This is a genomic window from Aliivibrio fischeri ATCC 7744 = JCM 18803 = DSM 507 (assembly GCF_023983475.1).
In the GTDB taxonomy this organism is placed as follows: Bacteria; Pseudomonadota; Gammaproteobacteria; order Enterobacterales; family Vibrionaceae; genus Aliivibrio; species Aliivibrio fischeri.
Map to the genome: position 1 here is coordinate 1,437,907 of NZ_CP092713.1, position 25,685 is coordinate 1,463,591.

Consider the following 25,685-nt stretch of genomic DNA (forward strand, 5'->3'; position numbering starts at 1 on the left):
CTTAACCCATCAACTTCTTTTTGCTTGCACGAGCCAAAAATTCAGACAATAGCAATGAGATTAAAGCGACAATGATTGAAATAACACACAAGCGTGCCGCTTCCATCTCTGCTCCTGGGATCTCAATATAACTGAACATCGCAAGGGGTAAAGTACGTGTTTCACCCTCAATATTAGAGACAAAACTGATGGTTGCCCCAAACTCTCCCAAGCTACGAGCGAAAGCTAAAACGGCTCCAGTAAGAATACCCGGTAGCATCAAAGGAAGCGTGATAGTAGAAAAAACTTTAAAGCGTGAAGCACCAAGAGTTCTTGCCGCCTGTTCCAATTTTTGGTCAACAGATTCTAACGCTAGACGAATAGCACGAACCATTAACGGCAAAGCGACAATCGCGGAGGCTAAAGCAGCACCCTTCCAATTAAAGCTAAAGGTTAACCCAAACCACTCATAGAGCCATTTACCAATAATACCCTGTCTCCCCATTGAGATAAGCAATAAGTATCCAATAACAACAGGAGGTAATACCAAAGGCAAATGAATAATACCATCTAGTATGGACTTTCCTTTAAAGTCACAACGCGCTAATAGCCAAGCGAGCAAGATCCCGATGGGCAATGAAAAGCTCACCGCAATTCCTGCGATTTTTAAGCTTAATAATAGCGCTTCTATTTCATAATCTGTCAGTATCATTTGAAAGGGGTAAATCCGTATTTCATAAATCGACTTGTTGCATTTTCAGACAATAAATAATGATAAAAATCTAACACATCTTTCGATGATTTATCTTTAACAATGGCGATTGGGTAAACAATCGGATCATGCGATTCATTAGGAAATTCCTCAACAATCTTAACGCCTTTTGAAGAAAGCGCATCGGTTTTATATACAATACCTAATGGCGCTTCATCTCGCTCTACAAACAACAATGCTGAACGAACATTATTTCCTGATGCGATTCGATGACTAACCGACTCCCAACGCTTTTGGTTCTCTAAACTTTGCTTACCATAAATACCTGCTGGAACATGCCTAGGATCTGCCATAGAAAGACGCAGATCTTTTTGTTGAACAAACCACTGCCATGAATCCACTTTTGGCGTGCTTTTTGAAGCAACGAGTACTAAGCTATTTTTTAATAAATCTCGATTTGTGTTCGGCTCTATTTGATCCTGATTTACTAAATAATCCATCCACTTAGTATTAGCGGATAAATAAATATCAGCAGGAGCTCCATTTGCTATCTGGCGAGCAAGAGAAGATGAGCCAGCATAACTTACACGAATTTTATTTCCAGTTTGGCGTTGGTAAGCATAAACAATATCATCCATTACATTCGTTAGTGATGATGCGGCATAAACCGTCACATTTGCAGAAGCAAAAAATGTACTCATCATTAAAGTTAAAAACAGCATTATTCGTAACATTAGTGTTCCCTTTAATAAGCTTTATTCTTTTCAAAAACATCAGGCCAAATTAATGATAAATCTAAACTTTCTTCCATTGATTTTGCAATACGCTCAATGGCCTCTTCTTGGATATCGTGCATATTAATTGCTTGGCATTTTTCTAATCCAGCCCATGTTAAAATCGCCTCAAATGCTTCTGGTTCATCAAAAACACCATGTAAGTACGTACCAAAAATAGAGTTTTCACTATTAATAGTACCATCATATCTCATCGCATCTTTTGTATGAATACTGATTGGTCTATGCTCTTGTCCTAAGTTAGTGCTCACTCCTGCGTGTATCTCATATCCTTTCACTTTTACAGCACTTTGGTTAGGTAATACTAACTTTCCTTCCACTAAAGTCAGTTGCTTTTGTTTTTGTAATTCTGTCGAAATAGATAAATACCCTAACCCTTTAATACTACAAGGAGCCCCTTCAATACCAAGTGGGTCAGCAAGATATTCACCAAGCATTTGATAACCACCACAAATTCCCATCACTTTCCCGCCATAACGTAAATGACGTTCAATATCTTTATCCCACCCCTGTGCCTTTACGTAATCTAAGTCGGCCTGAACCGATTTACTGCCTGGCAAAATAATAAAGTCAGCGCCAGATAAAGACTCCCCTTTCCCAATAAATTGCAAATCAATATCTGGATGTAAACGTAATGGGTCAAAATCCGTATGATTACTGATACGAGTAACGACTGGTACTTTAACTACAAACTTACCTTTATCCAGTTGTTCGCTTTTTATCGCATCTTCAGCTTCTAAATTTAAGCCATGCAAATAGGGAATGACACCCAATACAGGCTTACCCGTTTTTTCTTCCAACCATTCAAGTCCCGGAACGAGAAGCGAAATATCACCTCGAAAACGGTTAATAACGAAACCTTTTACCCGAGCTTGCTCTGATTCAGACAATAAAGCTAATGTGCCATAAAGATGAGCAAATACTCCACCACGATCAATATCGGCGACAATGATTACAGGAACATCAGCCGCTTCCGCAAATCCCATATTCGCAATATCATTTTCACGTAAATTTATCTCAGCGGGGCTCCCTGCTCCTTCAATAACGACGCATTCATAGTTATTAGATAAATAAGAAAATGATTCTAATACATACGGCATTGCCAATTTTTTATAATCATGAAACCCCCACGCATCCATGGTTTCAATCGCCTTTCCTTGAACAATGACTTGCGCGCCAATATCTGTATTTGGCTTGAGTAAGATAGGATTCATATGAACATGCGGTTTAACCCTTGCTGCATCAGCTTGAAGAGCTTGAGCTCGGCCGATCTCTCCACCATCTTCTGTTACCGCGCTATTTAGCGCCATATTTTGTGGTTTAAAAGGGGCAACTTGGATCCCTTTATTGGCAAGTAATCGGCATAAGCCTGCCACTAGAACTGTTTTTCCAGCATCTGATGTGGTTCCTTGAACCATCAAAGGAGAATATTTACGCATAATTCCATCTAAATTCATAAAATTTTTAAGAACAAGAATAATAACATCAATCGATTATCGCTTCTTGTTTAAAAATGAATGGAATATGAACATATCCCTCACGCTAGATTCAAACTGTATTTGCTTTAATAGAGGCATCTAAACGAGACAAGTACTGGGTACTAGGTACTAGGTACTAGAAATTATTTTAAAAAAGGAAGCCATTATGAAAAAGACAATTATCGCAATCACAGCAGCTCTAATCCTATCTCCTACTATCGCTCTTGCTGATGGTGGACATAATAAAGATCATAACTCTCGCACTTTTAATTATACAGGACCGGTTGAAACTACAACGGTTGCCGAACTATTAACTGATACAAGTATGTTTGCAGAGCAAGACGCTATTATTGATGGAAGAATCATCCGTCACATTCGTAAAGACAAATATGTATTTACTGATGGGACAAAAGAAATTCAAATTGAATTAGATGATGATATTTCACAGCCCACGGCAATCAATGAAACAACCAAAGTTCGTATCTTCGGGGAATATGAAGGTGGTAGTACACCAGAAATCGAAGTAGAACGAATTCAATTACTATAAAACCCCCTCTCCTTATAAACTGGCCTGCTTTTTGCAGGCTTTTTTATAGATAAAATTCATGAATATCAGGTTATAAGGTTATGGCATCTACAAAATTCATCAAAAAAGCGTTTTTATTAGCAACAGCGCTATCTTCTTCGACAGCAATGGCAAATAACTTTCCTTATAGCTTTTTTGAAGCACGAATTGGAACCAGTCCTGGTACTTATGGGGTTCAAGTTAACCAACAATTCACTGAAAACTCTCATTTGATAGCAAAGGCAGATACTAAATTTTCTGGCGATTGGGATATTAGCGGTGGTATTGGTTTTAACGGTCCAGTTAACGAATTTTCTGATATTTACGGCCAATTATTACTACACAACGTGAAAGATAAAGGAAGCGATAAATTTGGCGATGAAATGCTTACCGAGATTAATATCGGTTTCCGAGTGTGGTTAATGCAGCAAATTGAAGTAGGTGCACAATACGGTCAATTGTTTGATAGTAACGACAGTAAGAATATTGGTAGTGTTCATTTCCGATTCCATTCAACAGAACAATTATCTGTGGGTGCAGAAGCCAAATTTAATGGTGTATATGGCGGACAAATGATGATGACTGCTCGTTTCACATTCTAACTCCCTCTTTAACGAACATAACCATCTATATAAGTCAGCAAAAAATTGCTGACTTCATATTCACCATGTGAATATGAAATACTTTCACTATTACTATTCCCTTCAAAAAAAACTTAAATAATCATAAATTAAACACTTAATTGTAGCTTAACTCATCGTTGTCGTCTCAAAAATAAAACGACAGAAAAACAGTAAAATAACGCCTTGTCTTTAACAGTATGGAAACATAAGTTGTAATCATGTTGTATCATGGATGACAAACTATGAATCTATTCCATAAGTTATTTTTTACTCTACTTATATTACCGATAAACGCTGAAGCACTTGAGCTAGCCCCTCTAAGTAATAAATCCTATAAAGGTGATTACAATGAGATATCAAAAAAAGGGGTAATTCGTGTTCTTGTTTCAATGGAAGTAGGTTTTTATCAAGTAAGTAATGGTAAACCCATCGGAATAATTTCAGAATTTCTCTCACACTTTGAGCGACATTTAGCAAAAAAAAATGATCACACTCATATTCGAATTATTCCCGTCTCTGATGATGATTTACTATGGTCATTAAAAGCAGGGTTTGGAGACATTGCCGTTGGTCACTTAGCGATCACCAAAGCTCGATTACGCCATATCGACTTTAGTACTCCCACAATAAAAGACAGTGAGGAGTGGTTAATCACAGCTAAAGGGCACGCCCCTATCACTGAACTAGCCGATCTTTCAGGTAAAGAGATATGGGTAAAAGGCAGCTCCAGTTACTTTGAGACACTTCAAAACATTAATGAACAACTGACATCAAATAATATGGCTCCTATGGATGTTCATTTTTTGGAAGAATCATTAGGTGATAATGAAGTTCTTGAGATGGTTGAAAATAAATTATTGCCAGCAACCGTAATAGAAAACTATCGAGCAATACTATGGAAAAAGATCATTCCTAACATTCAATATCATGAAGAATTCCCATTAAAACAAGATATTAATATCGCTTGGGCAGTACGAAAAAATAGTCCTCAGCTAACTAATGTCATAAATCAGTACATTACTAAAATAAAAAAAGGGTCATTTCTAGGCAATTTGATTTATAAAAAATACCTTAATGACGAAAAGTGGTTAGCGAAAATTCTACAAACCGATAATATCGATAAGCTTTACGAGCTGTCTGATATATTTAAACACTACTCTAGTATGTATAACTTAGATTGGCAGCTAACCTCAGCCTTAGCTTATCAAGAGTCGAGGTTGGATAATAAGGCCGTATCTCATAAAGGCGCTGTTGGAATAATGCAAGTCTTACCGAGCACAGCAAAAGATAAGCATGTACAAATAGAGAATATTTATACCTTAGAAAACAACATACATGCAGGTATTAAATATTTAAGCTTTGTGCATAAACGATATTTTGATAAACCAGAAATATCAGCAGATAATCAACTCTACTTCTCATTGGCGGCTTATAATGCAGGACCAGCTAAAATAAGACGCATTCGAAAAAAAGCGCAGGAACAAGGCTATGACCCTAATGTCTGGTTCAATAATGTGGAATTAATGGCGCTGAAGTATATCAGTAAAGAACCCGTTCATTATGTATCAAACATAAGTCGTTACTATGTGATTTATAAACAAATAGTTCAGTTAAAAGAACAAAAAGAGCAACGTAATGCGTTAAATAAAGCCACATTCGACTTTGATAATATCTAATATAAATCGAGAGCATAGAATGAAGAGGACTTGAATTTCATCTAATTTCAACATAAATTGTTAATACGCTGTTAAACAAGGACTCATAACATGGATCGTTTACGTCACGTTTTCTGGGTATTATTACTGCTTCCTCAGCTCGCTCTTGCAATAGAGCTTTCACCGTTAACTCAAACGCCTTATGTTGGCGATTTGAAAGCACTAGAGAAAAAAGGAACGATACGAGTATTAGTATCTGCTGATCTTGGCTTTTACTACATAGAAAAAGGGCAACCGAAGGGGATCATTGCCGAATTTCTTCATCATTTCGAATTACATTTACGCAAAAATAAAATTCGCGTTAATGTTCAAGTCATCCCTATCCCACGGGATGACTTATTTACCGCTTTAGAACGAGGCTTTGGTGATCTTGCCGTTGCTAACCTAACGATTACCCCACAACGACTGCAATTTGTCGATTTTAGTGATCCTGTGATCAGTAACAGCCAAGAGTGGCTCGTTAGCTCGCCATCTACACCTCCTTTAGAATCTCTAGAAGATTTATCAGGTAAAGAAGTATGGGTTAGACCAAGCTCAAGCTATTTTGAGAGCTTACAACGAATTAATAAACAGTTATCTTCCCAAGGGATCTCCCCTATCAATGTTCAATTCTTAGAAGAAAATTTACAAGACTATGAATTAATGGAAATGCTCAACCAAGATATTTTACCAATTACGGTTATCGATAGTCATAAATCTCGTCTTTGGTCTCAAGTCATGAAGAATATCACCATATATGAAACTCTTCCGATTAGAGAAAACGCCAATATTGGTTGGGCAATGAGGAAAAACAGCCCTCAATTAAAAACAGCAGTAAACAAATACATTAGAACCATTCGACAAGGCTCTTTTTTGGGTAATGTTATTTATAAGAAATACCTTGCTAACACCAAGTGGCTAAAAAAAGCAGTAGACCCTGAAACAGTAAAACAATTTAAAAATTTGGCCGTGCTCTTTGAACAATATGCGGATAAATATGAATTTGATTGGTTAATGATTTCAGCTCAAGCTTATCAAGAGTCCAAATTCAATAACCGTCTTGTCTCACACATGGGTGCTGTTGGGATCATGCAGGTGTTGCCTAAAACAGCCAAAGAACCTTACATAAATATCAAAAATTTTAGAGAGCTAGAAAACAACATCCATGCCGGTGTTAAGTATATGAGTTTTGTACATAAACGTTACTTTTTAAAACCAGAGATAACAGAAGAGAACCAAATGTACTTTTCTTTAGCTGCTTATAATGCAGGTCCGGCAAATGTTCGTAAAATGCGTAGAATGGCAATAAAACATGGATATGACCCTAATATTTGGTTCAATAACGTCGAGATAATGGCAAGAAAATACGTAAGTAAAGAGCCTGTTCACTATGTTGCAAATATCAGTCGCTATTACGTTATTTATAAGCAAATAGCTCAGCTTCAAATCCACAGAGAGCAACGAAACGCTGCTACTTATAAACTCTTTTAGATATGGCAAAATAAAAACGCCCACATAATTGTGGGCGTTTTTATTAATAATGTATCAGTAGAAAAATACGTTATTTCTCTACTTTCACTTTAGGTTGAATAAACTTTTTACTGACATCAACAACAGCTACATCACGAAAGAAAGTTCGACCAAGTAACACAGGGAATGTCATATGCGTACGATCATTCAGAGTGAATTCAGTTTTGGTTTTTAAATCACCAATTTGAACCCAAGCTTCAATTACAGGACGATCAGTTCGTTTTTCTGTACTTGATTGTCGAATAGTCACGATACGAGATACAGGAGACTCAAACTCTTTGGTTTCTTTTTCATTATGAGCTAATTTAAATTTAACCCAATCCTTACCATCACGCTCAAACATTTCAATATCTACAGCTGAAATAGAAGACGTTGTTGCCCCTGTATCTATACGAGCTTTAGCATTGTGATTAATGGCTTTAATGTAAATCCATTCTTCTTCACCTAACAGCAATTTTCCATCCGCCGTTTTTAACTCATTTGCTTCTGGTTTAACTGGAGGTTTAGGATCTACTTGCGGTTTTTGCTCTGGTTTTACTTCAGGCTTTGTTTCTGGAGTAACAGGTTGCTCTACCGATGGATTCGTTGCTCCATCAGTTTCCGACGTTGTTGTAGCCGTCGACATACAACCAGCAAGTAGTATAGGTAAAAGTAACGTTGACCATTTTTTAGTTATCTTCATTCGTTTTCCTTTACGGTTTATCTGTTATATTTCATTAGTATAGTTAATATCTCTAATTTTTCTGTTACTTATTTGCAACAGAGGCAACAGATTTAGCAATATAATCAATGTGTTTTTCTTGCATTCCTGCAATATTGATTCGCCCATCTCCAACGGCGTAAATACCATGCTCTGATTTTAAAGATGCCATTTGCTCTGGCGTAAAACCAATTACTGAGAACATACCTTTATGTTGTTCAATAAAATCAAATGTCTCTGATTGTGTTTCATTACGCAGTGCTTCACATAAGTTAGTTCGTAAACCAACTAAGCGTTTTTGCATCTCATCCAATTCAGTGCGCCACGATAACGTTAATTGATCATCATTTAAAATTCGACCAACAATCGCAGCACCATGATCTGGTGGCATAGTGTAAGTCGCACGAGCCATTTGCAGCAGTTTCGCTTTAGCATTCATTGCTATCTCAATATTGCCAGCGATCACCATAGCCGCACCTGTTCGTTCACGATACAAACCAAAATTTTTCGAGCATGATGTTGCTATAAACATTTGAGGTACACGGTCTGCCATAAACCGCAAACCAGCCGCATCAGCTTCTAATCCGTCACCAAATCCTTGGTATGCAATATCAACAAAAGGAATAAAACCATTTTTTAATGCTAACTCTGTAATAGCAATCCAATCCGAAAGACGAATATCTGCACCAGTTGGGTTATGACAACAACCGTGCAGTAAAATGATATCTTTAGGACCCGCTTTTGCTAAGTCAGCAAGCATAGCTTCGCTATCCACCTGTTTTGTCAGAGGATTGAAATATGTGTAATGACGAACTTTAAGACCAGCCGCTTCCATTACTGGTTGATGATTAACGTAACTTGGATTACTTATCCAAACTGTTGCATCAGGTTCTGTTGATTTAATTAAATCAGCAAGCATACGTAAAGCACCACTCGCTCCAGGAGTTTGAATGGCAGAAACACGCTCATAAGCTGAGGTATCACGTAACAATAAATCAACCATGCTTTGATTAAAAACTTCACAACCAGCAAGACCAACATAAGCTTTTGTGGTTTGCTCTGCTGCAATAGATTTCGCCGAATCGCTTACGGCTTTCATGATTGGTGTTAAACCTTGATCGTTACGATAAACACCGATACCGAGATCGACTTTATTATCGCGATCATCGGCTCGATATTCGATAGAAAGAGAAAGAATGGGATCTTTAGCAGGAGTCGCTATATTTTGCAGCATATTTTCATATCCTTATGATCTGTAATGTATTTAAGTTACCATTCAGATAGGAAAATATCACGTTTTATTGTTTAGATTTTTACAATTTTCTTACAATACATTGAATGTATGAATAATCTGATTGCTACTACCACGCCAATCCAATGATGGATCCGCTTTGTCTTGTTCAAAACGACCATCAATTAACGTATCAATTAAGTCAACAATCTCTTTTTGTGTTGGATTTAGCTCACTTAGGGTGTAGCCCGTCCACATCCAAATGTCTTTACTTTCACATTCAGATTTAACACGTTTTACTAGCTTAAGAACAGATTCACAATTCATTGGATGAAGAGGATCGCCGCCCGACAATGACAATCCTCTACGTGGAATACGTGTATCATTCAGATCAGTAATAATCTTATCTTCTAGCTCTTTCGTAAAAAGATGTCCTGAATTTGGATTAAGTGTGGATTTGTTATAGCACCCTTTACAGTTGTGCTCACAACCTGAAACGAACAGGGTACAGCGCGTACCCGGTCCATTAACCACATCAATTGAATGATATACGTGATAGTTCATTATAAATGTTTCACTCGACGTTGAACTTCTTCTTGTTTACCGAAGTTAAATGGACGTGCATCGGGGCTACCTAAATAACCACACACACGACGTGTTACGGATACTTTCGTTGAATCATGATTGCCACATTTAGGACAAGTGAAGCCTTTACTTGTACATTCAAATTCACCGTTATAACCACATTCGTAGCACTCATCAATCGGTGTATTTGTGCCGTAATAAGGAACACGCGTATAGCTGTAATCCCATACGTTTTCTAATGCTTCAATGTTACGTTGCATGTTAGGGAATTCACCATAACAAATGAAGCCACCACTTGAGATTTCTGGGTATGGCATTTCAAAGTCAATCTTATCGTATGGATTCACTTTCTTCTGTACATCTAAGTGGAAACTGTTTGTGTAGTAGCCTTTATCTGTCACTTTATCAATCACACCAAATTGTGTGTTATCAAGCTTACAGAAACGAGAACATAAGTTTTCACTTGGAGTACCATACAAGCTAAAGCCAAAACCAGTTTCTTTTGTCCATACTTGAACAGCGTCTTTTAGGTACTGAATAATCTCTAATGCTTTAACTTGAAGCTCTGCATTGTCATATAGGTGATCATCACTACCAAATAGTGCTTCGATTGTTTCATGTACACCAATGTAGCCAAGCGATACAGATGCACGACCGTTTTTAAAGATATTAATGATGTCATCATCTGGTTTTAGACGAACACCACACGCCCCTTCCATGTAAAGGATTGGAGCAACACGAGCTTTAACGCCTTCTAAACGAGAAATACGTGATTCTAGCGCACGACGACATAGCACTAAGCGCTCATCAAGCAGTTTATAGAATGTATCTACGTCACCTTTTGCTTCAATCGCAACACGAGGTAGGTTTAAGCTCACCACACCTAAGTTATTACGACCATCGTGAATTTGCTCACCGTTCTCTTCATATAAATCTAGGAAGCTACGACAACCCATTGGTGTTTTAAATGAACCCGTTACTTCAACGACTTTGTCATAGTTAAGGATATCTGGGTACATGCGTTTTGACGCACATTCTAATGCTAATTGTTTAATATCGTAGTTTGGATCTGCTTTTTTATGGTTTAGACCATCACGAATAGCAAATACTAATTTAGGGAATACCGCTGTTTTACGGTTTTTACCTAGACCTGCAATACGGTTTTCTAAAATAGAGCGTTGGATCAGTTTTGATTCCCAGCTCGTACCTAAACCAAAGCCGAATGTTACAAATGGTGTTTGTCCGTTTGCTGTATGTAATGTGTTTACTTCGTATTCAAGCGATTGGAATGCGTCATAACATTCTTTTTCTGTTTGAGCTTGAGCAAAAGCTTCAGCATCAGGAATGCCCCATTTTTCAGCAAGCTTTAACGCTTTTTCATAACTCACAGTTACGTAAGGCGCTAAAATTTCATCAATACGGTTAATCGTAGTTCCGCCATAAATGTGACTTGCTACTTGTGCAATAATTTGTGCAGTTACGGCAGTTGCGGTTGCGATTGATTTTGGTGTATCAATTTCCGCATTACCCATTTTAAAGCCACCAGTTAACATGCCTTTTAAATCAATTAGCATACAGTTAAACATTGGGAAAAATGGTGCGTAATCTAAATCGTGGTAGTGGATCTCACCACGCTCGTGAGCTTGTACAATATCACGAGGTAAAATATGACGAGTTGCGTAGTGCTTAGCAACAATACCCGCTAATAAATCACGTTGAGTTGGAATCACTTTACCGTCTTTATTTGCGTTTTCATTCAGTAGCTCAGCATTACTTTGTTCAATCAGACCACTAATTTCCTTATTTAGTACGCTGATTTTTTCACGAGCAATATCTCTATCATGACGATATTCAATATAAGCACGAGCAAGCACTTTATGTGGTCCTTGCATTAATTCGTTTTCAACCAGTTCTTGAATCTGGCGAATGCCCACTTCTTGTTGTCCCTGTAATGCAATCTCAACAGCATGAGCAACTAATTTAGCGTAACTCTCTATCTCAGGAGTCACCTGCTCTGAAGCACCTTTTACAGCGTCAATTATACGAGAACTTTTATATGCTGCGCGACTTCCATCTCGCTTGATTACAGTTATATTCACAGTGACTCCAAATACTAAATAGTGGGGGTGTTGAACTAGCCAACACAAGATGTGGTGTATTAGGCTCGATCTGAGAATAAAATACTTTGATCTAGATCAATCTAATTTTATGGGTGATTCTACTTTCACCACTGCTTTAAGATTGTTCTCACTTTCGTTGCAATGTATGAAAATGAAACATTTTTTTGTGTGCTAAGTGGTAAATTTTTAATTAAACTGCTTGCGATTTCTGGAGGACTTATGAATCAACGAATTACTCGAACACTGATTTTTTTAATGCTTACTTTTAGTTCATTTTCAAGCTATGCGATCACATTATCGACATGGAATATGGAATGGTTAACGCTCTCGCCTTCTGAAAAATTTCGCTCATCAGATCGAAGTCAACAAGATTTTGAGCAGCTAAATTTTTACTTTTCGCAATCCAATAGCAAAATTTTAGCTTTTCAAGAAGTCGATTCAAAAGAAGCAATCCAAAGAATAGTGGGAAATGATTATAAAATTTACCTCTCTGATCGTTCTTTAAACTCAAAACTTCAGTTTACCGACATAAATCAATACACAGGTTTCGCCGTTCATCAGTCAATCCCTGTTATAGATCCTAATGATTTTTCATTATTACCAAAGAAAAAAACCAGCAAGTTGCGTTATGCCACTTATATTGTGGCTGATATAGGCAATCCATCACGTCCAGTACACCTCTTATCTGTGCATCTAAAATCTGGATGTCTAGGACAAAAAAAGAAAAATTATTCGTGTTCGACGTTAAAGCAACAAACTGATGAAGTAATAGAATGGATTAACTCTCGTGAAGCCAATAATGAAGAGTATCTAATTTTGGGGGATTTCAATCATACTCTTGCGCATCCGAGAAGCTGGTTATGGAAGAATATAAAGAGTAATACTTCTGATACACCATTATTACTAACTGAAGATACAAAAGCTCGTTGCACAGTTAAGCAATGGAAACGAGACTGGCCTAAGTACACGACATTCACTCGTTTGATCGATCATGGCATTACAAATATCTCGAATCGTTCTTTCCAAGTGACTCAGCAACAATTTACGGAAGCCGATGTCAAAAAATATCAACTGAGTGATCATTGCCCTATTTTATTTGAAATGAATAATTAACTCTCTTTTATTAAACATATAAAAAAGGAACGCACCTTGCGCTCCTTTTACATATGGAGAATTAAAACTTAGCCCCACTATCCATTTTAGTTTGACTAAAATTCATCGGCTCTTTTGTTTCTTCTTTTTTCTCTGTTACTGAAACCACATCTTCTACATTGTCTGCTGTAATCTCATTTTCAGTAGCTGAAGTATTTGGCTCTTCTCCAACCATAAATTCATTTTCATCAGGAAAATAACTTTCTCGTTGATACAGCTTATCCAAAGATTTAATGATGGCGTGTTTTTTAAGCTTACCTTTACTCATTTTTTCATAAAGTGGTTTTGCCATGCTTTGCAATCCAATTACCGCATCCACCCCAACCAAATGTCCGACATGATCTCGTCGAGAAACAGCAGCTTCAATACCATTTTTAGCAGCAAGCCATAACCAAATATAAGCTATTGAATTACCTTTTTCATTAGTATCAGCCCCCATTTCACCAGCGAAATATTGCGCTTTAGCATCACCAGATTCAGCTGCAACTTCTAACCAATACGTTGCTTTCTTCGGATCTACAGCGACACCTCGCCCTTCAGCATATTGCTTACCGATACGGATCTGCGCTTCAACATTATCAAGCATCGCTGCTCGTAAATTCCATTCCGCTGCTAATTTTGCATTCGGTTGCGGGTTAGCTTCTGCAACATACCAATCGGCAATAAACAATTGTGCAGGGATATGATTAGCTTCTGCGGCTTCAGTTATTAACGCAATGCCTTTTTCAATATTAGCTTCAACGCCTTTACCTTGTAAAAAAGCAATACCAAGCGCTAATTTATCCTCAGGTCCACCTTCTTCAGCCGCTACCACTTTCCCCCAAAATGTCGATTTCTCTTTTAGTTCAGGGTTATCACGGCGACTATCACATAAACGAATAACAGAACGAATAGCAATACTGTTGTTTAAATTGGCTGCCATTTCATACCAATGTAGCGCTTCTTCAAAATTACTCATTTCTGCTTCTTTAGCTAAAAAGAGTTGAGTTGAAATATGACCTGTTTGTGCTTTATATACTCGTTCTTGTCTTTCTGCTGCTCGAGCTTCTGCAAGCGCACGACGATAAGAGCTCTCTTCAAGCTCTTTTCTTTTTTCTATTTTCTTCTGTTTTTGATTCGCAAAGAAAAAGTTGATACATACAATTGCGAGTAAAATTAACAATCCTACGACTGCTATTTGAATCCAATTCATCCGACACCATATTCTATTAAATTTAGTTACCTTTTTTATTATCGACATAAATGTTAAAAACATAAAAAAAAGTTTGTGATTTCCTCCTAATTTTCAGCTTATTATCAATTTTCTCGATAAATAAATTTCCTACGACTATTTTTTGTTTGAATTATTTAAAGATCGGGATTACTATCCAGATCATTGGGGAGTAGTCACAAGATTTAATACTTAATCTTGTTCAGATATCGTCATCCCGAAGCTTCGCTTCCGGTATCTGTAAGTAGGCAAAGGTTGCCAATCGCTTTGACAAGACCAAAACCATAACATTAATTTTTATTGTTTGTGGTGGAAGGTCTATGCTCTTTATTCATGCCTATTCCTTTCACCTCTATTTAAGGAATACTTATGTCACCGTTAACTTGGGAACTCTTTGGTTTCGTTGTTCTCGCTATGTTCGCTCTTGATCTATTTCAAACAAGAAAAGATACACCAAGCCTTAAAAAAGCATTAGTTTGGTCTTTATTCTGGTTTGTTCTTGCATTTGTTTTTTGTGCTGTCATTTATCTTTACTGGCCATTAATGGCTCCAGAAAGTAGTTATACACGCACCGATGCTAGTGTTGCTTTCCTTACCGGCTATTTGCTTGAAAAAATGCTAAGTGTCGATAACCTTTTTGTTTTCGCATTAATTTTTAGTCAATTCGCCGTTCCAGAGTCAAGTCGTCCACGTATTCTGTTATGGGGTATTATTGGTGCCCTTGCTTTACGTGCAGTAATGATTTTTGTTGGCGCAGAATTATTAGCTCAGTACCACTGGATCCTATACATCTTTGCTGTATTCCTAATCATTACTGGTGTGAAATTATGGTTTGCAGATACGGAAGAAAACAGTGATTTTGCGTCATCAAAATTGGTTATGTTCTTTAAAAAGCACATTCCATTTGATGACAAATACCATGGCAATCAACTGTTTGCTAAAGTAAGCGGAAAAACAATTGCAACGCCTCTATTACTAGTGGTTATTGTAATTATGTTTACCGATATTATGTTCGCTTTAGATTCAATTCCTGCAATTTTTGCAATTACACAAGAACCATTCTTGGTGTTTGCTGCAAATGTGTTTGCACTATTAGGTCTACGTTCATTGTATTTTGTTCTTCAAGGTATGCTTGATAAGTTCTGTTACCTACAACCTGCATTAGCATTTATACTGAGCTTTATCGGTATAAAAATGTTCCTGGTTGGCACAAAATACGAAGTACCAACGGTTATTTCATTATTAACGATCGTTGCAATCATTACGCTGGCGATTATCGGTTCTATTTATAAAAACCGCTCTCAGCAACAAGAAGTACAAGATTAAAAAAACTCTTAAGGCGATAGCGATAGTTATCGCCTTTTTTATATTTGCTATTCAAACTTTTTACACAAACCTGAACTCCTTTCCAAAATAAGCGTCTACACTTCATCCTTATTGAACTTTATTTTTACTTACATAAAGGTTGTTATGAACAAAGCCATTTTATCTATTAGCCTATTGTTACTGTCATCTTCTGTTTTTGCTCATGAAAGTTGTTCAAATAAAACGATTGTTGGACAAATTGAAACGATTCACATTGATGAACTTAATACCGATTATGAAGCCCGTATCGATACTGGTGCAGCAACAACGTCAATTCACGCAACCAATATCCAAATAATAAACCAAGAAGATGAAAGTGATGATATGCGTGATCATCTTGGTGATACGGTTAAGTTCACAACTTATAACGAAGACAACGTTGCAACAGAACATACTGGACGAATCATTAAAGTAAGCAAAATCCGAAATGCACAAGGTGTAGAACGTCGATACGCAGTACGCATGCATTTACGATTCAATGGTGAAGAAAAGAAAGTAGCCGTTAACTTACGTGATCGCAGTAAGCTCGACTATAAATTACTTATTGGTCGCAACTGGTTAGAAGGCGATTATTTAGTCGATGTCGAAAAAAATGCAGAATAACGTTTATTTTTTAAACGCTTAAACTCTTTTTTCAAAAAAGTACTTTACTTAAAAACTAAAGATTACTATTATTCACCGCGTTGGAGGGATGGCTGAGTGGTCGAAAGCACCGGTCTTGAAAACCGGCAAGGGTTAATAGCCCTTCTAGGGTTCAAATCCCTATCCCTCCGCCACTTTCGAGATTCAGATAGAGTCTGGGTTTCAAAAAATTGGAGCGGTAGTTCAGTTGGTTAGAATACCGGCCTGTCACGCCGGGGGTCGCGGGTTCGAGTCCCGTCCGCTCCGCCACTACAACGAAGGCATTGTCGAAAGACGATGCCTTTTTTGTATCTGTCGAAAATGAAAAAGCTTCTGAATTCCAGATAAAGTCTGGATTTCAATAAATTAGAGCGGTAGTTCAGTTGATTAAACTTTCTACTGGAGAGCTTAGCGGTCTGTCACGCAGAGGGTCGTGCTGCTCTCAAGGTTGATAGAAAGTCCCGTCCGCTCCGCCAACACAACAAAGGCATTGTCGAAAGACGATGCCTTTGTTGTATCTGTCGAAAATGAAAATACTTCCAAGTTCCAGATAAAGTCTGGGTTGCAAAAATTAGAGCGGTAGTTCAGTTGGTTAGGCTTTTTATTGGAGAGCTTAGCGGCCTGACACGCCGAGGGTCGTGCTGCTCTCAAGGTGAGATAGAAAGTCCCGTCCGCTCCGCCAATACAACGAAGGCATTGTCGAAAGACGATGCCTTTGTTGTATCTGTCGAAAATGAAAATACTTCCGAGATCTAGATAATGTCAGGGTTTCAAAAACCTCTTAAAACTCCTTTTTGATCACATAAAAACAGAGTAATGACAGTAGTATCATTATCTATCTCACTAATGTAGCTCATAAATTTCCCTTATTTGTCATAAAGGTATACCATACACATTACAGATTTACGTTCTAAGGTACCCCATGAAACCAATCCATATAGACTCAATGTATGGCGTCGTTATTCATCGAGATTTCACTCCGCTATTTGTTGATGAAAAATACGCACAACTGTTTGGTTTCGAATCAGCTCAAGAAGTGATGAACCTTAGTTCGTTATTCGATATTATCGATCCCAAATACCATCAAATAGCTCAACAAGCATATAATGATGTTATGCAAGGTAAAGAAACTCCTAAAGTCCGTTCATATGTTAACCAAAATACTCAAGGCCGAATTTTTTCAGTATTAACTGTCGATCATGTTGTTGAATGGCAAGGGTCACCTGCGCTTCAAATTACGGTAATTGATATGTCGACAATTGATCAGGCTAACCAACAAATCCTTGATCAAGAGCAGAAATATAAAGATCTTATTTGGCATTCATTACAGGGGATTCTGGTTCATAGAGATTTCAAACCACTCATGGTAAATCCTGCTTTTGTTGATCTAGTAAAAGCAAACTCTGTGGCAGAAGTAATGGCATTAGATAGTTTTATGTGCCTTATACCTGAGTACAATCAAACAAATGCCCGTAATCTATATCAACAACTGATCTCAAAAGAATTAACCTCAACCAATGATGTTGTTGAAAACATCTGCTTTGACGGTCAAACTCGTTATTTTCAACTATTTGAAAGTGTCATTGATTGGGGAGGCCTACCGGCAATACAGACCTCAATTATTGATGTAACTGAAAAATACCACCTTGAACGTCAAATAGAGTATCAAGCCTCACATGATTACCTTACAGGATTATTTAACCGTCGGGCAATAACAGAAAAGCTCAACCATAATATAAACAGTCATGATTGTTGTTCTGAAATCTGCTTACTGATTGATATTGATAATTTTAAATGGATTAATGACCAATTTGGACACGCTTCTGGTGATGAAGTTATCGTTCGTTTTGCCAATTTATGTAAAAAAGTCGTTGGAGAATCTGGCATTGTTGGTCGCTGGGGGGGAGAAGAATTTATTGTTTTTCTTTCAAACCATAATTTGCAACAAGCAAAAGCTATTGCCACAACCATTTTAAAAAAGTGCGAATTAGAAGTATATCAATTTTCTGATCATCGCCACATCATAACTGCCAGTATTGGTATAAGCCAGTGTCAAGTTACCAGTTGTAACATTGAATCCTTGATTCAAACGGCGGACAAAAATATGTATCAAGCGAAACAACAAGGGAAAAACCGAATTGTTTCACCTGAGGATTAATATTGTCAATTAATAGTATTCAATTGCAATCCCGATCTCTTCGGCCAATTGTTGCAGTTGTTCTTCATCATCTAGCTTAACTGACCATTTTGCACCACTGCCTACTGCATTAATTACATTCACTCCACCAATTAAAGTAATCGCATCCACCTCGGCTTGCAGAGTCGTTCTTGATTTATTGCTTAATCGAATAACTATCTCACGTTGATTAGCAATAATGTCCCCTTCAGAAAATGAGATTTTCATGTTGTTTCCCTAAACTTAATTCAACTTGAATTATATCGCATTTGTTACATATTCTTAAATGTCTGTTCTTGACTATAATTTAATCTCAAACTATTCTAGCGCACAACTGTACGCTTAAATGGATATTACAAAATGAATCAAGGAACCAAACCATCGATTATTTGGCTAAATGTATTTATTTTTACATCTAGCTTCCTACTCGCATTTGTTGCGACCCCGATTTATGCTTATTACAATCCACTAGGCAGTGAGCATTGGATCTGGTTACTTTTAACTTTTAGCTTCTGTAACCTATCCATAACTGCTGGTTATCACCGTTTATGGTCGCACAAAGCATATAATGCCCATCCAGCATTACGTTTCATTTTTGCTCTAGGTGGGGCTTTTGCATTACAAAATAGTGCGCTGCATTGGTCATCTGATCATCGTATTCATCATCGTCATGTTGATGATAATGACAAAGACCCCTACTCAGCTAAGCGTGGTTTTTGGTTCTCTCATATTGGTTGGATGCTACGTCATTATAAACCTGCTACCTATGACGATTATGGCAACTGTCGAGATTTACAAAAAGACAATATCCTCATGTGGCAACACAAACACTATATTGCCTTAGCGCTCATAATGAATATTGGCGTACCTCTATTATTAGGCGTTATCTATAGCGATATCATAGGTATGCTATTAATGGTAGGAGCTGTTCGTTTAACATTAAGTCATCACACAACGTTCTTTATTAACTCATTAGCTCACATCTGGGGCTCTCAACCTTATACAGAAAAAAATACAGCTCGAGATAACGGATTTTTAGCTATTTTCACTTTTGGTGAAGGCTATCATAATTACCACCACATTTTTGAAAATGACTACCGAAATGGAATTTACTGGTGGCAATATGATCCAACAAAATGGTTTATTAAAACCTGCTCATGGCTAGGTCTAGCTCATAAACTTCGTGTGAGTCCGCAAGCAAAAATAGAAAAAGCCAAAGCGCTCATGTTACGTAAAAAAGCAGAAAGTAAAATTGCTACATTACATAATTACCATGCAATTAAAGAGCATTTAGAAGCTGAGTATGATGCATTGATTGAAAGAATGGCTGAATACTACGATTCAAAAAAACAGTTAATCGAGAATAAAAAAGACACGTTATCGAAAAAATACGAATTAGCACTTTTAAATGTCCAACATAAACAAATAAAAATGCAATTTGAACATCAAAAGAGAGTTTGGAATCGTCTTGTTCTTCAATACGTATAAGCATTCTTAATACTAAAAAGGCATAGTCGAATACTATGCCTTTTCTATTTATTTCAATGTCTCGTCCTGAAATGTGTTTACACATTTAGGACTTTTATATGACAAATCAAGAAAAAACAAAGAATAAGCGAACTCAACGCGATTATTCATTAGGCTTTAAATTGCAGCTTGTTGCCGCTATAGAAAAAGGCGATATGACCTATAAGCAAGCTCAAAACATTTATGGCATTCAAGGTCGATCTACCGTACTTACTTGGTTAAGAAAACACGGTAAGATGGACTGGTCTCAATCACCTAAGATTATTATGCCTAAATCCCCGAAAGCGAAAGAATCGCCTGCACAAAAAATTAAACGTTTAGAGCGAGAGCTTGATGATGAAAGAATGCGTAATTTATTACTTAATGAAGTAGTGAATATCATGGACGCAGAACATGGTGCAGGCCTTAGAAAAAAGTATATTGCCAAGGAGCAAGAAGTCTTCAAAAGCAGAAAATGATCAGCTTAGAGCGAGCTAGTCAGCTACTTGGCATTACAAGACAATGTATATACCAACAAGAACGTAGAGCTCTGAAACGTGCCGTTGAACTTTCACCGGTTAAAAATATGGTGCAAGAAATTCGTCGATATATGCCTCGTATTGGAGGTAAAAAATTATATTTTTTACTTAAGCCCAAATTCATCACTCATGGCATAAAGTTAGGCAGAGATAACTTTTTTTCCTATTTAAGAAATGAGTGCTTATTAGTAAAACCTAAACGAAGTTATACAAAAACTACCTATAGTAAGCATTGGATGAAAAAACATCCTAATTTACTTAAAGAAGTAACACCTCAAGCATCTGAAGAGGTTTTTGTTAGTGATATCACTTACGTTCAATCACAAAAAGGTATTCATTATTTATCTTTAGTAACAGATGCTTATAGTCGAAAGATAATGGGATATGAATTAAGTGATGAAATGAAAGCTACTGATGTAGTCAAAGCTCTTGATATGGCGATAGATAGCCGTCAATATCAAAGGAGTACGATTCATCATTCAGACCGAGGATTACAGTATTGTTCAAAGGTTTATCAGGAAAAATTGAATAAAAATGATATTAAGCCATCAATGACGGATGGTTATGATTGCTATCAAAATGCATTAGCAGAGCGAATAAATGGGATACTTAAACAAGAGTTTCTTTTGTATGACTGTAAAGATTTAGAGGAGTTAAGGCATTTAGTTGAAGAATCTATTTTTATTTATAATGAAATGCGGCCACATTTAAGCTTGGGAATGAGTACACCAAATCAAGTACACAAAAAAGCCAAGTGCGTACGCACTTAGCTTTCAATTAAAAATCGTCAACGTATTTTAGGACGAGACACAACATTAAAAGCTCGTTTTTCTTCGTCGATACAAACCAAATGCAACGAGACTAACAAAGCTAGCAAAAGAGATTGAACCACCAGATCCACCACCGCTGCTTGCTGTAATCGTTGGAGGTATTTCTCCATTTTGTGCTTGTCGTATCCATGATTTATATTGACTTACATCAGTAAACACCGACTGTGCTGCTAAAGCTTCATCACCGCACACACCAGGACCAAAACTAACGATACCTATTTGAGTTTTAACTCCGTTATTGTCCCAAACCAATGGTCCGCCAGAGTCTCCTTGGCAGGTAGCCGTTACTAATCCATTCCCAAGCGAACTTCCGGTTGTACATACTTGTTTGTCTGAAGTAGTAAAATTAGACCAAATATTACACGCAACTGGATCAACATATTTCACTGTAGCTGATAAGAAATCTACGTTTGAATTTGCTTGATTAGAGCCTAAGCGCCCATAGCCGACAATAGTAAAATCTGTATCAGCAGTACGATATCCTTGCTCAGCTAAATCCCCTAATTCTGCAACATGTCCTGACGTGTAATTAGATAGTGGTCGGCTTAATTTTAAAACGGCAACATCATTTAGTAATGAATCATCATCATAATCACTTGGATAATAAATTTTCTCAACGGGAACTTTGTCGGCAGCAAGCATGTCTTGGCCATCATTTGCTTCAATAACCACTTTCATATCCCCAACAGTAAAATTAGGAACGTCATAAACACAATGCGCTGCAGTTAAAATATGCATACTATCCAAGACAGAGCCGCCACAAAACGGGTAAATAGTACCTGGTTGATTATCATACTCGTACATTAAGGATGCCATAAACGCATAATCAGCAACGTTTGCATCACTACCACCAACGATATATGGACTGATAGTATAATCAGAATCTTCTTCTGCGCTTATTGAACACGCAAAAAGTGCAACCAGTGCTCCTGCAACAATTTTCATATTCACTCCTTAAATAATTATTTAATGGCTAATGTTAATAATACATCATAAAATTGTTGTTTATTAAGTAATTCCAGTTACATTGGTTAATTTACGTTTGTGTTAACATTTTTTATGTAACTTACAATTCTAGGACATCAGTTAAAGAAGATTGCGTTATAAAAAGACAATACTTGAGCTAATACATAAAACTGATTATCTATTTGCTACACTAAAAATTCACTAAATTAGGATGGAATATTATGGGAAGAGTCTTCTTTTTTGATTTACTAAGATGCATAGCTGCAATTGCTGTTGTTGCTATTCATGTCTTAGCCCCTTATCGTAATGAGTTGAATGTAATCCCTTTTGATCAATGGGCAAGTGCTGTTACCATCAACGGGCTAAGTCGTTGGGCTGTTCCTGTTTTTATCATGATCACAGGGGCTTTAATGCTGAGTGATCAGCGAGAATTTAATCCATCTTATTATATAAAAAAGCGCCTAGGTAAAGTATTAATACCCTTTCTTTTTTGGTCGGTGTTCTATGCGTTATTTTCAGGACTAACAGCACAAGGTTACGACTTTGACTCAGCTCGGTCAGTACTTATTGACTTACCTTTTGAATATACGTACTACCATTTAGGTTTCTTTTACTACTTTATTCCACTCTACTTTATTATTCCTTTTCTACGAGTTTTAGTACAAAAACTAGATGATAAAGCTCTCTTTTCTTTATTAGGTATTTGGTTACTGACAACCTGCTTCTATTTAATAAAATTTGAAGGTATTTGGAGTCTGGAAATTTGGTTATATAGTGGTTATCTACTGCTTGGTTATACACTTTATCAACGCATTAACCTGAGCAAAAGAAATCTAACTATTGCTATCAGCTTAGGTGCCTTTGCTCTTATCACAACCGTTTTCATGGTAATAAGCCAAAGTGTGGCGCTAGACGAATACACAGTAGGACGATGGCTTTCTTACAAAACCATTAATACCGTTGCCGCTGCTGCAATGCTCTTTTATGTATGCCGATACTTTGGAGAATCACTCTCTGATAAATCTCAAACTATTATTGGATTCATCAGCAAATACAGTTTAGGTATTTACTTACTCCACCCTATCTTCTTATGGCCAATGAAAAATTATGGTTGGTATACAGGTCACCCACTATGGGTTATTCCTGTTTGGATTATTCTTAGTGGTTCTGGTGCATTACTATTAAGTTGGCTTCTATCTAAATCAAAAGCAACAGCTTGGTTGGTTCCTTAAGTTAAGGCGCCTTAATCTCTTTCGGCTTCGAACGCGGTAACACCGAAGCCATCGCTATTAAGTTTACAGACGATCAATAGTATTATTTTGATTTTACTTTTTGATACATAGCCATAATAAAGAGCAAAATAAAGCCACTAAATAATCCAATAAATCCATTCCCAATCGTTGGATATGTTGCAGACACATAAGGAATAGAAGGAAGCAGATTCGTCACACTTTCTAGTGCATGATGAACAAATGGAAGGCTATGTACCACAATACCACCACCGACTAAAAACATAGCAATGGTACCAACAACCGTCAGTAATTTCATAAGCTTAGGTGCCATTGCTACTAACCCATTACCAATAGACCCAATGACGCCTTTGCCTTCACTTTTTCGTTGTAAGTAAAAACCAAGATCATCCATTTTGACAATACCTGCAACTAAGCCATAAACGCCAATCGTCATTAATACCGCAATTAAACTCATGACCAATACTTGTGTTAAAAATGGATGGCCTTGTACTGTACCTAATGCAATCACAATAATTTCAGCTGAAAGAATAAAGTCAGTACGAACCGCTCCCTTAATTTTCTTTTGTTCATAATCGGCAATGTCTTCTGGGTTCGTTTCTTTCTCTTTCTTATGTTCCTTTTGGGCATCATGGTGTTCAAAGAATTTTTCATGAACCTTTTCTGCACCTTCAAAACACAAAAATAAACCGCCAATTAATAATAATGGTGTAATTAACCAAGGAGCAATAGAGCTAATTAATAACGCAGCAGGAACTAAAATACATTTATTTCTGAACGATCCTTTTGCTACGCCCCATACGACAGGGATCTCACGTTCAGCTCTAACTCCCGAAACTTGCTGTGCATTAAGCGCTAAATCATCACCTAAAACACCTGCTGTTTTCTTCGCGGCAACTTTAGACATCAACGCCACGTCATCAAGAACTGAAGCAATATCATCTAATAATGTTAATAAACTTAACCCAGCCATTGTGTTTCCTTATTTGTATTCATTACATCTAAACTAAATAGTAACGCTAATTAACCATTCATGATGACTTATTTTTTATATTACCTACAAAAACAAAAAAACCACTGACTCATGAAAGTCAGTGGTTTTAATATTTTCACAAATTAATCAAATTCAATTTCTGATGCTTGCAGTTGGCCTGCATTATTTATCAAATCAACATCAACTCGAGAGCCAACTTTCAACTCATCTTTAATTCCATCTTCAAAACGAGTGTTTTCCGTAATCACAACGTCAACTCTTCCGTTTAGCGTCATTAATGTTTTATCATTATTCAAGGCTGTAACGTAACCTTCTACTTCCGCATTTGCTAAATCTAGATCATCTTCAACATCGACATCATAAGCTTTAAAATCAGTACTAAAGTGCCCTTCAACTTCAACCCAAGCGTTAACTTTTAGCTCGGCTAAATCTTCATAATCCATACCAGCGTTTGAATAATCAACTTTCATTGTCCCAATATTAAAATGCGAACTCGCTTTATCAATAGAAGTAATTTTACCTTCATACAAATCTTCTGCAGGTAGGAAATTCGCTTTATGAATTGCATTAATCACCCATTTACCTGTTTGATCAACGTAACCAAATAACATCACTCGATTCGCATTAGTGCCAACTAGGTCTTTAGCGATATTTGCATGTTCAAAAACTTGACCATTGACAGTAATTTCAGATTCAGTAACCAGAGTTGCGATACCTACAATTTCAGGATCAATATCAACTTCATATGCAATACCATCGTCATACTCAACATCAACCTGCATACCTGGCTCAAGCTCTGTTGAATCAACATAATGCCCATTCAACTCAATTCGAGCATTAGACAAACTTAACGCCATAGCATTAACTGTCATTGAATCTGCATGAGCATTAACAGACTCAATCTCTCCCATGTAAGTATTTGATGCGTGGCTATCGCTTGATTCATCAGAACCACAACCCGTTAAAACCATACTTCCTAATAATAAAACAGCAACTTTCTTCATTTTTTAACCTAATTATTATATTTAATGCAATTTATGGGGGTAAAATAGCGTACAGAGTGTG

General features: G+C 37.0%; 23 protein-coding genes and 2 tRNA genes. 13 read left to right on the forward strand and 12 right to left on the reverse strand.

Annotation, left to right across the window (positions count from 1 at the left end):
* Window position 1: 1 nt before the first annotated feature.
* From modB to AVFI_RS19995, 3 genes are read right to left on the reverse strand one after another with little or no spacing between them, the layout of a single operon-like run.
* Entirely contained in the window at window positions 2–691 is a 690-nt protein-coding gene (modB, locus tag AVFI_RS19985) for a molybdate ABC transporter permease subunit (RefSeq protein WP_005422234.1), read from the reverse strand.
* Window positions 688–1,425, reverse strand: coding sequence for a molybdate ABC transporter substrate-binding protein (gene modA / locus AVFI_RS19990; RefSeq protein ID WP_017020312.1), 738 nt, complete (start codon window positions 1,423–1,425; stop codon window positions 688–690). Before modA ends, modB begins: the two co-directional genes overlap by 4 nt.
* An 11-nt stretch (window positions 1,426–1,436) precedes the next feature.
* A complete protein-coding gene (locus tag AVFI_RS19995; protein WP_065597401.1) occupies window positions 1,437–2,924 on the reverse strand; it encodes a cobyric acid synthase in 1,488 nt (495 codons plus the stop codon).
* A 205-nt stretch (window positions 2,925–3,129) separates the two neighbouring features.
* Between AVFI_RS19995 and AVFI_RS20000 the strand changes: the two genes are divergently transcribed.
* The 4 genes from AVFI_RS20000 (at window position 3,130) to AVFI_RS20015 (ending at window position 7,336) form a co-directional block, all read left to right on the forward strand.
* A complete protein-coding gene (locus tag AVFI_RS20000; RefSeq protein WP_012535384.1) occupies window positions 3,130–3,510 on the forward strand; it encodes a YgiW/YdeI family stress tolerance OB fold protein in 381 nt (126 codons plus the stop codon).
* A gap of 80 nt (window positions 3,511–3,590) precedes the next feature.
* Window positions 3,591–4,130 carry a hypothetical protein gene (locus tag AVFI_RS20005; RefSeq protein ID WP_011263176.1) on the forward strand — a complete coding sequence of 180 codons (540 nt, stop codon included), beginning with the start codon at window positions 3,591–3,593 and terminating at the stop codon, window positions 4,128–4,130.
* A 263-nt stretch (window positions 4,131–4,393) separates the two neighbouring features.
* The gene (locus tag AVFI_RS20010) at window positions 4,394–5,827 is read left to right on the forward strand and encodes an MltF family protein (protein ID WP_188863497.1); all 1,434 of its coding nucleotides are present in this window, start codon (window positions 4,394–4,396) and stop codon (window positions 5,825–5,827) included.
* 90 nt (window positions 5,828–5,917) lie between these two features.
* Entirely contained in the window at window positions 5,918–7,336 is a 1,419-nt protein-coding gene (locus AVFI_RS20015) for an MltF family protein (RefSeq protein WP_054775498.1), read from the forward strand.
* Window positions 7,337–7,406: 70 nt separating this feature from the next.
* On the opposite strand, the gene AVFI_RS20020 is transcribed toward AVFI_RS20015, so the two are convergent.
* From AVFI_RS20020 to nrdD, 4 genes are all read right to left on the reverse strand, one after another.
* Window positions 7,407–8,057 carry an ATP-dependent zinc protease family protein gene (locus tag AVFI_RS20020; RefSeq protein WP_005422227.1) on the reverse strand — a complete coding sequence of 217 codons (651 nt, stop codon included), beginning with the start codon at window positions 8,055–8,057 and terminating at the stop codon, window positions 7,407–7,409.
* A gap of 64 nt (window positions 8,058–8,121) precedes the next feature.
* Window positions 8,122–9,309, reverse strand: coding sequence for an amino acid aminotransferase (locus tag AVFI_RS20025; protein ID WP_065623846.1), 1,188 nt, complete (start codon window positions 9,307–9,309; stop codon window positions 8,122–8,124).
* Window positions 9,310–9,399: 90 nt separating this feature from the next.
* Window positions 9,400–9,870, reverse strand: coding sequence for an anaerobic ribonucleoside-triphosphate reductase-activating protein (gene nrdG, locus AVFI_RS20030; RefSeq protein WP_054775496.1), 471 nt, complete (start codon window positions 9,868–9,870; stop codon window positions 9,400–9,402).
* Window positions 9,870–11,990: an anaerobic ribonucleoside-triphosphate reductase gene (gene nrdD / locus AVFI_RS20035; RefSeq protein WP_011263171.1), complete on the reverse strand. Its 2,121-nt coding sequence runs from the start codon at window positions 11,988–11,990 to the stop codon at window positions 9,870–9,872. The genes nrdG and nrdD overlap by 1 nt, the downstream gene beginning before the upstream one ends.
* Before the next feature lie 240 nt (window positions 11,991–12,230).
* Here nrdD and AVFI_RS20040 point away from each other — a divergent pair, with 240 nt between their 5' ends.
* Window positions 12,231–13,124 carry an exonuclease/endonuclease/phosphatase family protein gene (locus tag AVFI_RS20040; RefSeq protein ID WP_236781482.1) on the forward strand — a complete coding sequence of 298 codons (894 nt, stop codon included), beginning with the start codon at window positions 12,231–12,233 and terminating at the stop codon, window positions 13,122–13,124.
* Between the two features lie 61 nt (window positions 13,125–13,185).
* Here AVFI_RS20040 and AVFI_RS20045 read toward each other — a convergent pair whose 3' ends face one another.
* On the reverse strand, window positions 13,186–14,355 hold the full coding sequence (locus AVFI_RS20045) for a tetratricopeptide repeat protein (RefSeq protein ID WP_012534634.1): 1,170 nt from the start codon (window positions 14,353–14,355) through the stop codon (window positions 13,186–13,188).
* Window positions 14,356–14,742: 387 nt separating this feature from the next.
* On the opposite strand from AVFI_RS20045, the gene AVFI_RS20050 reads away from it, so the two are divergent.
* From AVFI_RS20050 to AVFI_RS20070, 5 genes are all read left to right on the forward strand, one after another.
* Window positions 14,743–15,699 (forward strand): TerC/Alx family metal homeostasis membrane protein, encoded by a 957-nt coding sequence (locus tag AVFI_RS20050; protein WP_005422206.1) that lies wholly within the window; start codon window positions 14,743–14,745, stop codon window positions 15,697–15,699.
* Window positions 15,700–15,843: 144 nt separating this feature from the next.
* Window positions 15,844–16,341, forward strand: a complete 498-nt coding sequence (locus AVFI_RS20055; protein ID WP_012535097.1) for an ATP-dependent zinc protease family protein — start codon at window positions 15,844–15,846, stop codon at window positions 16,339–16,341.
* 82 nt (window positions 16,342–16,423) lie between these two features.
* Window positions 16,424–16,514 (forward strand) — tRNA-Ser (locus AVFI_RS20060).
* A gap of 38 nt (window positions 16,515–16,552) precedes the next feature.
* A tRNA-Asp gene (locus AVFI_RS20065) sits at window positions 16,553–16,629 on the forward strand.
* Window positions 16,630–17,281: 652 nt separating this feature from the next.
* The gene (locus tag AVFI_RS20070; RefSeq protein ID WP_188863498.1) at window positions 17,282–18,517 is read left to right on the forward strand and encodes a sensor domain-containing diguanylate cyclase; all 1,236 of its coding nucleotides are present in this window, start codon (window positions 17,282–17,284) and stop codon (window positions 18,515–18,517) included.
* Window positions 18,518–18,526: 9 nt separating this feature from the next.
* Here the strand turns inward: AVFI_RS20070 and AVFI_RS20075 are convergent, their stop codons facing one another.
* Entirely contained in the window at window positions 18,527–18,763 is a 237-nt protein-coding gene (locus tag AVFI_RS20075) for a DUF3389 domain-containing protein (RefSeq protein WP_054776308.1), read from the reverse strand.
* Between the two features lie 132 nt (window positions 18,764–18,895).
* Between AVFI_RS20075 and AVFI_RS20080 the strand changes: the two genes are divergently transcribed.
* Window positions 18,896–20,023 carry an acyl-CoA desaturase gene (locus AVFI_RS20080; protein ID WP_188863499.1) on the forward strand — a complete coding sequence of 376 codons (1,128 nt, stop codon included), beginning with the start codon at window positions 18,896–18,898 and terminating at the stop codon, window positions 20,021–20,023.
* Between the two features lie 98 nt (window positions 20,024–20,121).
* A protein-coding gene (locus tag AVFI_RS20085) for an IS3 family transposase (protein ID WP_408580437.1) occupies window positions 20,122–21,350 on the forward strand; the annotation gives its coding sequence in 2 pieces (ribosomal slippage) (window positions 20,122–20,485 and window positions 20,485–21,350; 1,230 coding nt in all).
* A gap of 45 nt (window positions 21,351–21,395) precedes the next feature.
* On the opposite strand, the gene AVFI_RS20090 is transcribed toward AVFI_RS20085, so the two are convergent.
* Window positions 21,396–22,355, reverse strand: coding sequence for a S1 family peptidase (locus AVFI_RS20090; protein WP_017019770.1), 960 nt, complete (start codon window positions 22,353–22,355; stop codon window positions 21,396–21,398).
* 239 nt (window positions 22,356–22,594) lie between these two features.
* On the opposite strand from AVFI_RS20090, the gene AVFI_RS20095 reads away from it, so the two are divergent.
* Window positions 22,595–23,608 carry an acyltransferase gene (locus AVFI_RS20095; RefSeq protein ID WP_170620534.1) on the forward strand — a complete coding sequence of 338 codons (1,014 nt, stop codon included), beginning with the start codon at window positions 22,595–22,597 and terminating at the stop codon, window positions 23,606–23,608.
* A gap of 82 nt (window positions 23,609–23,690) precedes the next feature.
* Here AVFI_RS20095 and AVFI_RS20100 read toward each other — a convergent pair whose 3' ends face one another.
* Window positions 23,691–24,599, reverse strand: coding sequence for a DUF808 domain-containing protein (locus tag AVFI_RS20100; RefSeq protein WP_017019774.1), 909 nt, complete (start codon window positions 24,597–24,599; stop codon window positions 23,691–23,693).
* A gap of 143 nt (window positions 24,600–24,742) precedes the next feature.
* Window positions 24,743–25,624, reverse strand: a complete 882-nt coding sequence (locus tag AVFI_RS20105) for a DUF5666 domain-containing protein (protein WP_054775495.1) — start codon at window positions 25,622–25,624, stop codon at window positions 24,743–24,745.
* Between the last annotated feature and the right edge of the window lie 61 nt (window positions 25,625–25,685).

Excerpts from the sequence above, each read along its gene's own strand:
- AVFI_RS20045 (WP_012534634.1), bottom strand. The coding sequence starts at position 14,355 with ATGAATTGGATTCAAATAGCAGTCGTAGGATTGTTAATTTTACTCGCA.
- AVFI_RS20015 (WP_054775498.1), top strand. The coding sequence starts at position 5,918 with ATGGATCGTTTACGTCACGTTTTCTGGGTATTATTACTGCTTCCTCAG.
- AVFI_RS20080 (WP_188863499.1), top strand. The coding sequence starts at position 18,896 with ATGAATCAAGGAACCAAACCATCGATTATTTGGCTAAATGTATTTATT.
- AVFI_RS20010 (WP_188863497.1), top strand. The coding sequence starts at position 4,394 with ATGAATCTATTCCATAAGTTATTTTTTACTCTACTTATATTACCGATA.
- AVFI_RS20025 (WP_065623846.1), bottom strand. The coding sequence starts at position 9,309 with ATGCTGCAAAATATAGCGACTCCTGCTAAAGATCCCATTCTTTCTCTT.
- AVFI_RS20020 (WP_005422227.1), bottom strand. The coding sequence starts at position 8,057 with ATGAAGATAACTAAAAAATGGTCAACGTTACTTTTACCTATACTACTT.
- AVFI_RS20075 (WP_054776308.1), bottom strand. The coding sequence starts at position 18,763 with ATGAAAATCTCATTTTCTGAAGGGGACATTATTGCTAATCAACGTGAG.
- modB (WP_005422234.1), bottom strand. The coding sequence starts at position 691 with ATGATACTGACAGATTATGAAATAGAAGCGCTATTATTAAGCTTAAAA.
- nrdG (WP_054775496.1), bottom strand. The coding sequence starts at position 9,870 with ATGAACTATCACGTATATCATTCAATTGATGTGGTTAATGGACCGGGT.
- AVFI_RS20105 (WP_054775495.1), bottom strand. The coding sequence starts at position 25,624 with ATGAAGAAAGTTGCTGTTTTATTATTAGGAAGTATGGTTTTAACGGGT.
- AVFI_RS20050 (WP_005422206.1), top strand. The coding sequence starts at position 14,743 with ATGTCACCGTTAACTTGGGAACTCTTTGGTTTCGTTGTTCTCGCTATG.
- AVFI_RS20040 (WP_236781482.1), top strand. The coding sequence starts at position 12,231 with ATGAATCAACGAATTACTCGAACACTGATTTTTTTAATGCTTACTTTT.
- modA (WP_017020312.1), bottom strand. The coding sequence starts at position 1,425 with ATGTTACGAATAATGCTGTTTTTAACTTTAATGATGAGTACATTTTTT.
- AVFI_RS20000 (WP_012535384.1), top strand. The coding sequence starts at position 3,130 with ATGAAAAAGACAATTATCGCAATCACAGCAGCTCTAATCCTATCTCCT.
- AVFI_RS20005 (WP_011263176.1), top strand. The coding sequence starts at position 3,591 with ATGGCATCTACAAAATTCATCAAAAAAGCGTTTTTATTAGCAACAGCG.
- AVFI_RS19995 (WP_065597401.1), bottom strand. The coding sequence starts at position 2,924 with ATGCGTAAATATTCTCCTTTGATGGTTCAAGGAACCACATCAGATGCT.
- AVFI_RS20100 (WP_017019774.1), bottom strand. The coding sequence starts at position 24,599 with ATGGCTGGGTTAAGTTTATTAACATTATTAGATGATATTGCTTCAGTT.
- AVFI_RS20055 (WP_012535097.1), top strand. The coding sequence starts at position 15,844 with ATGAACAAAGCCATTTTATCTATTAGCCTATTGTTACTGTCATCTTCT.
- AVFI_RS20090 (WP_017019770.1), bottom strand. The coding sequence starts at position 22,355 with ATGAAAATTGTTGCAGGAGCACTGGTTGCACTTTTTGCGTGTTCAATA.
- AVFI_RS20070 (WP_188863498.1), top strand. The coding sequence starts at position 17,282 with ATGAAACCAATCCATATAGACTCAATGTATGGCGTCGTTATTCATCGA.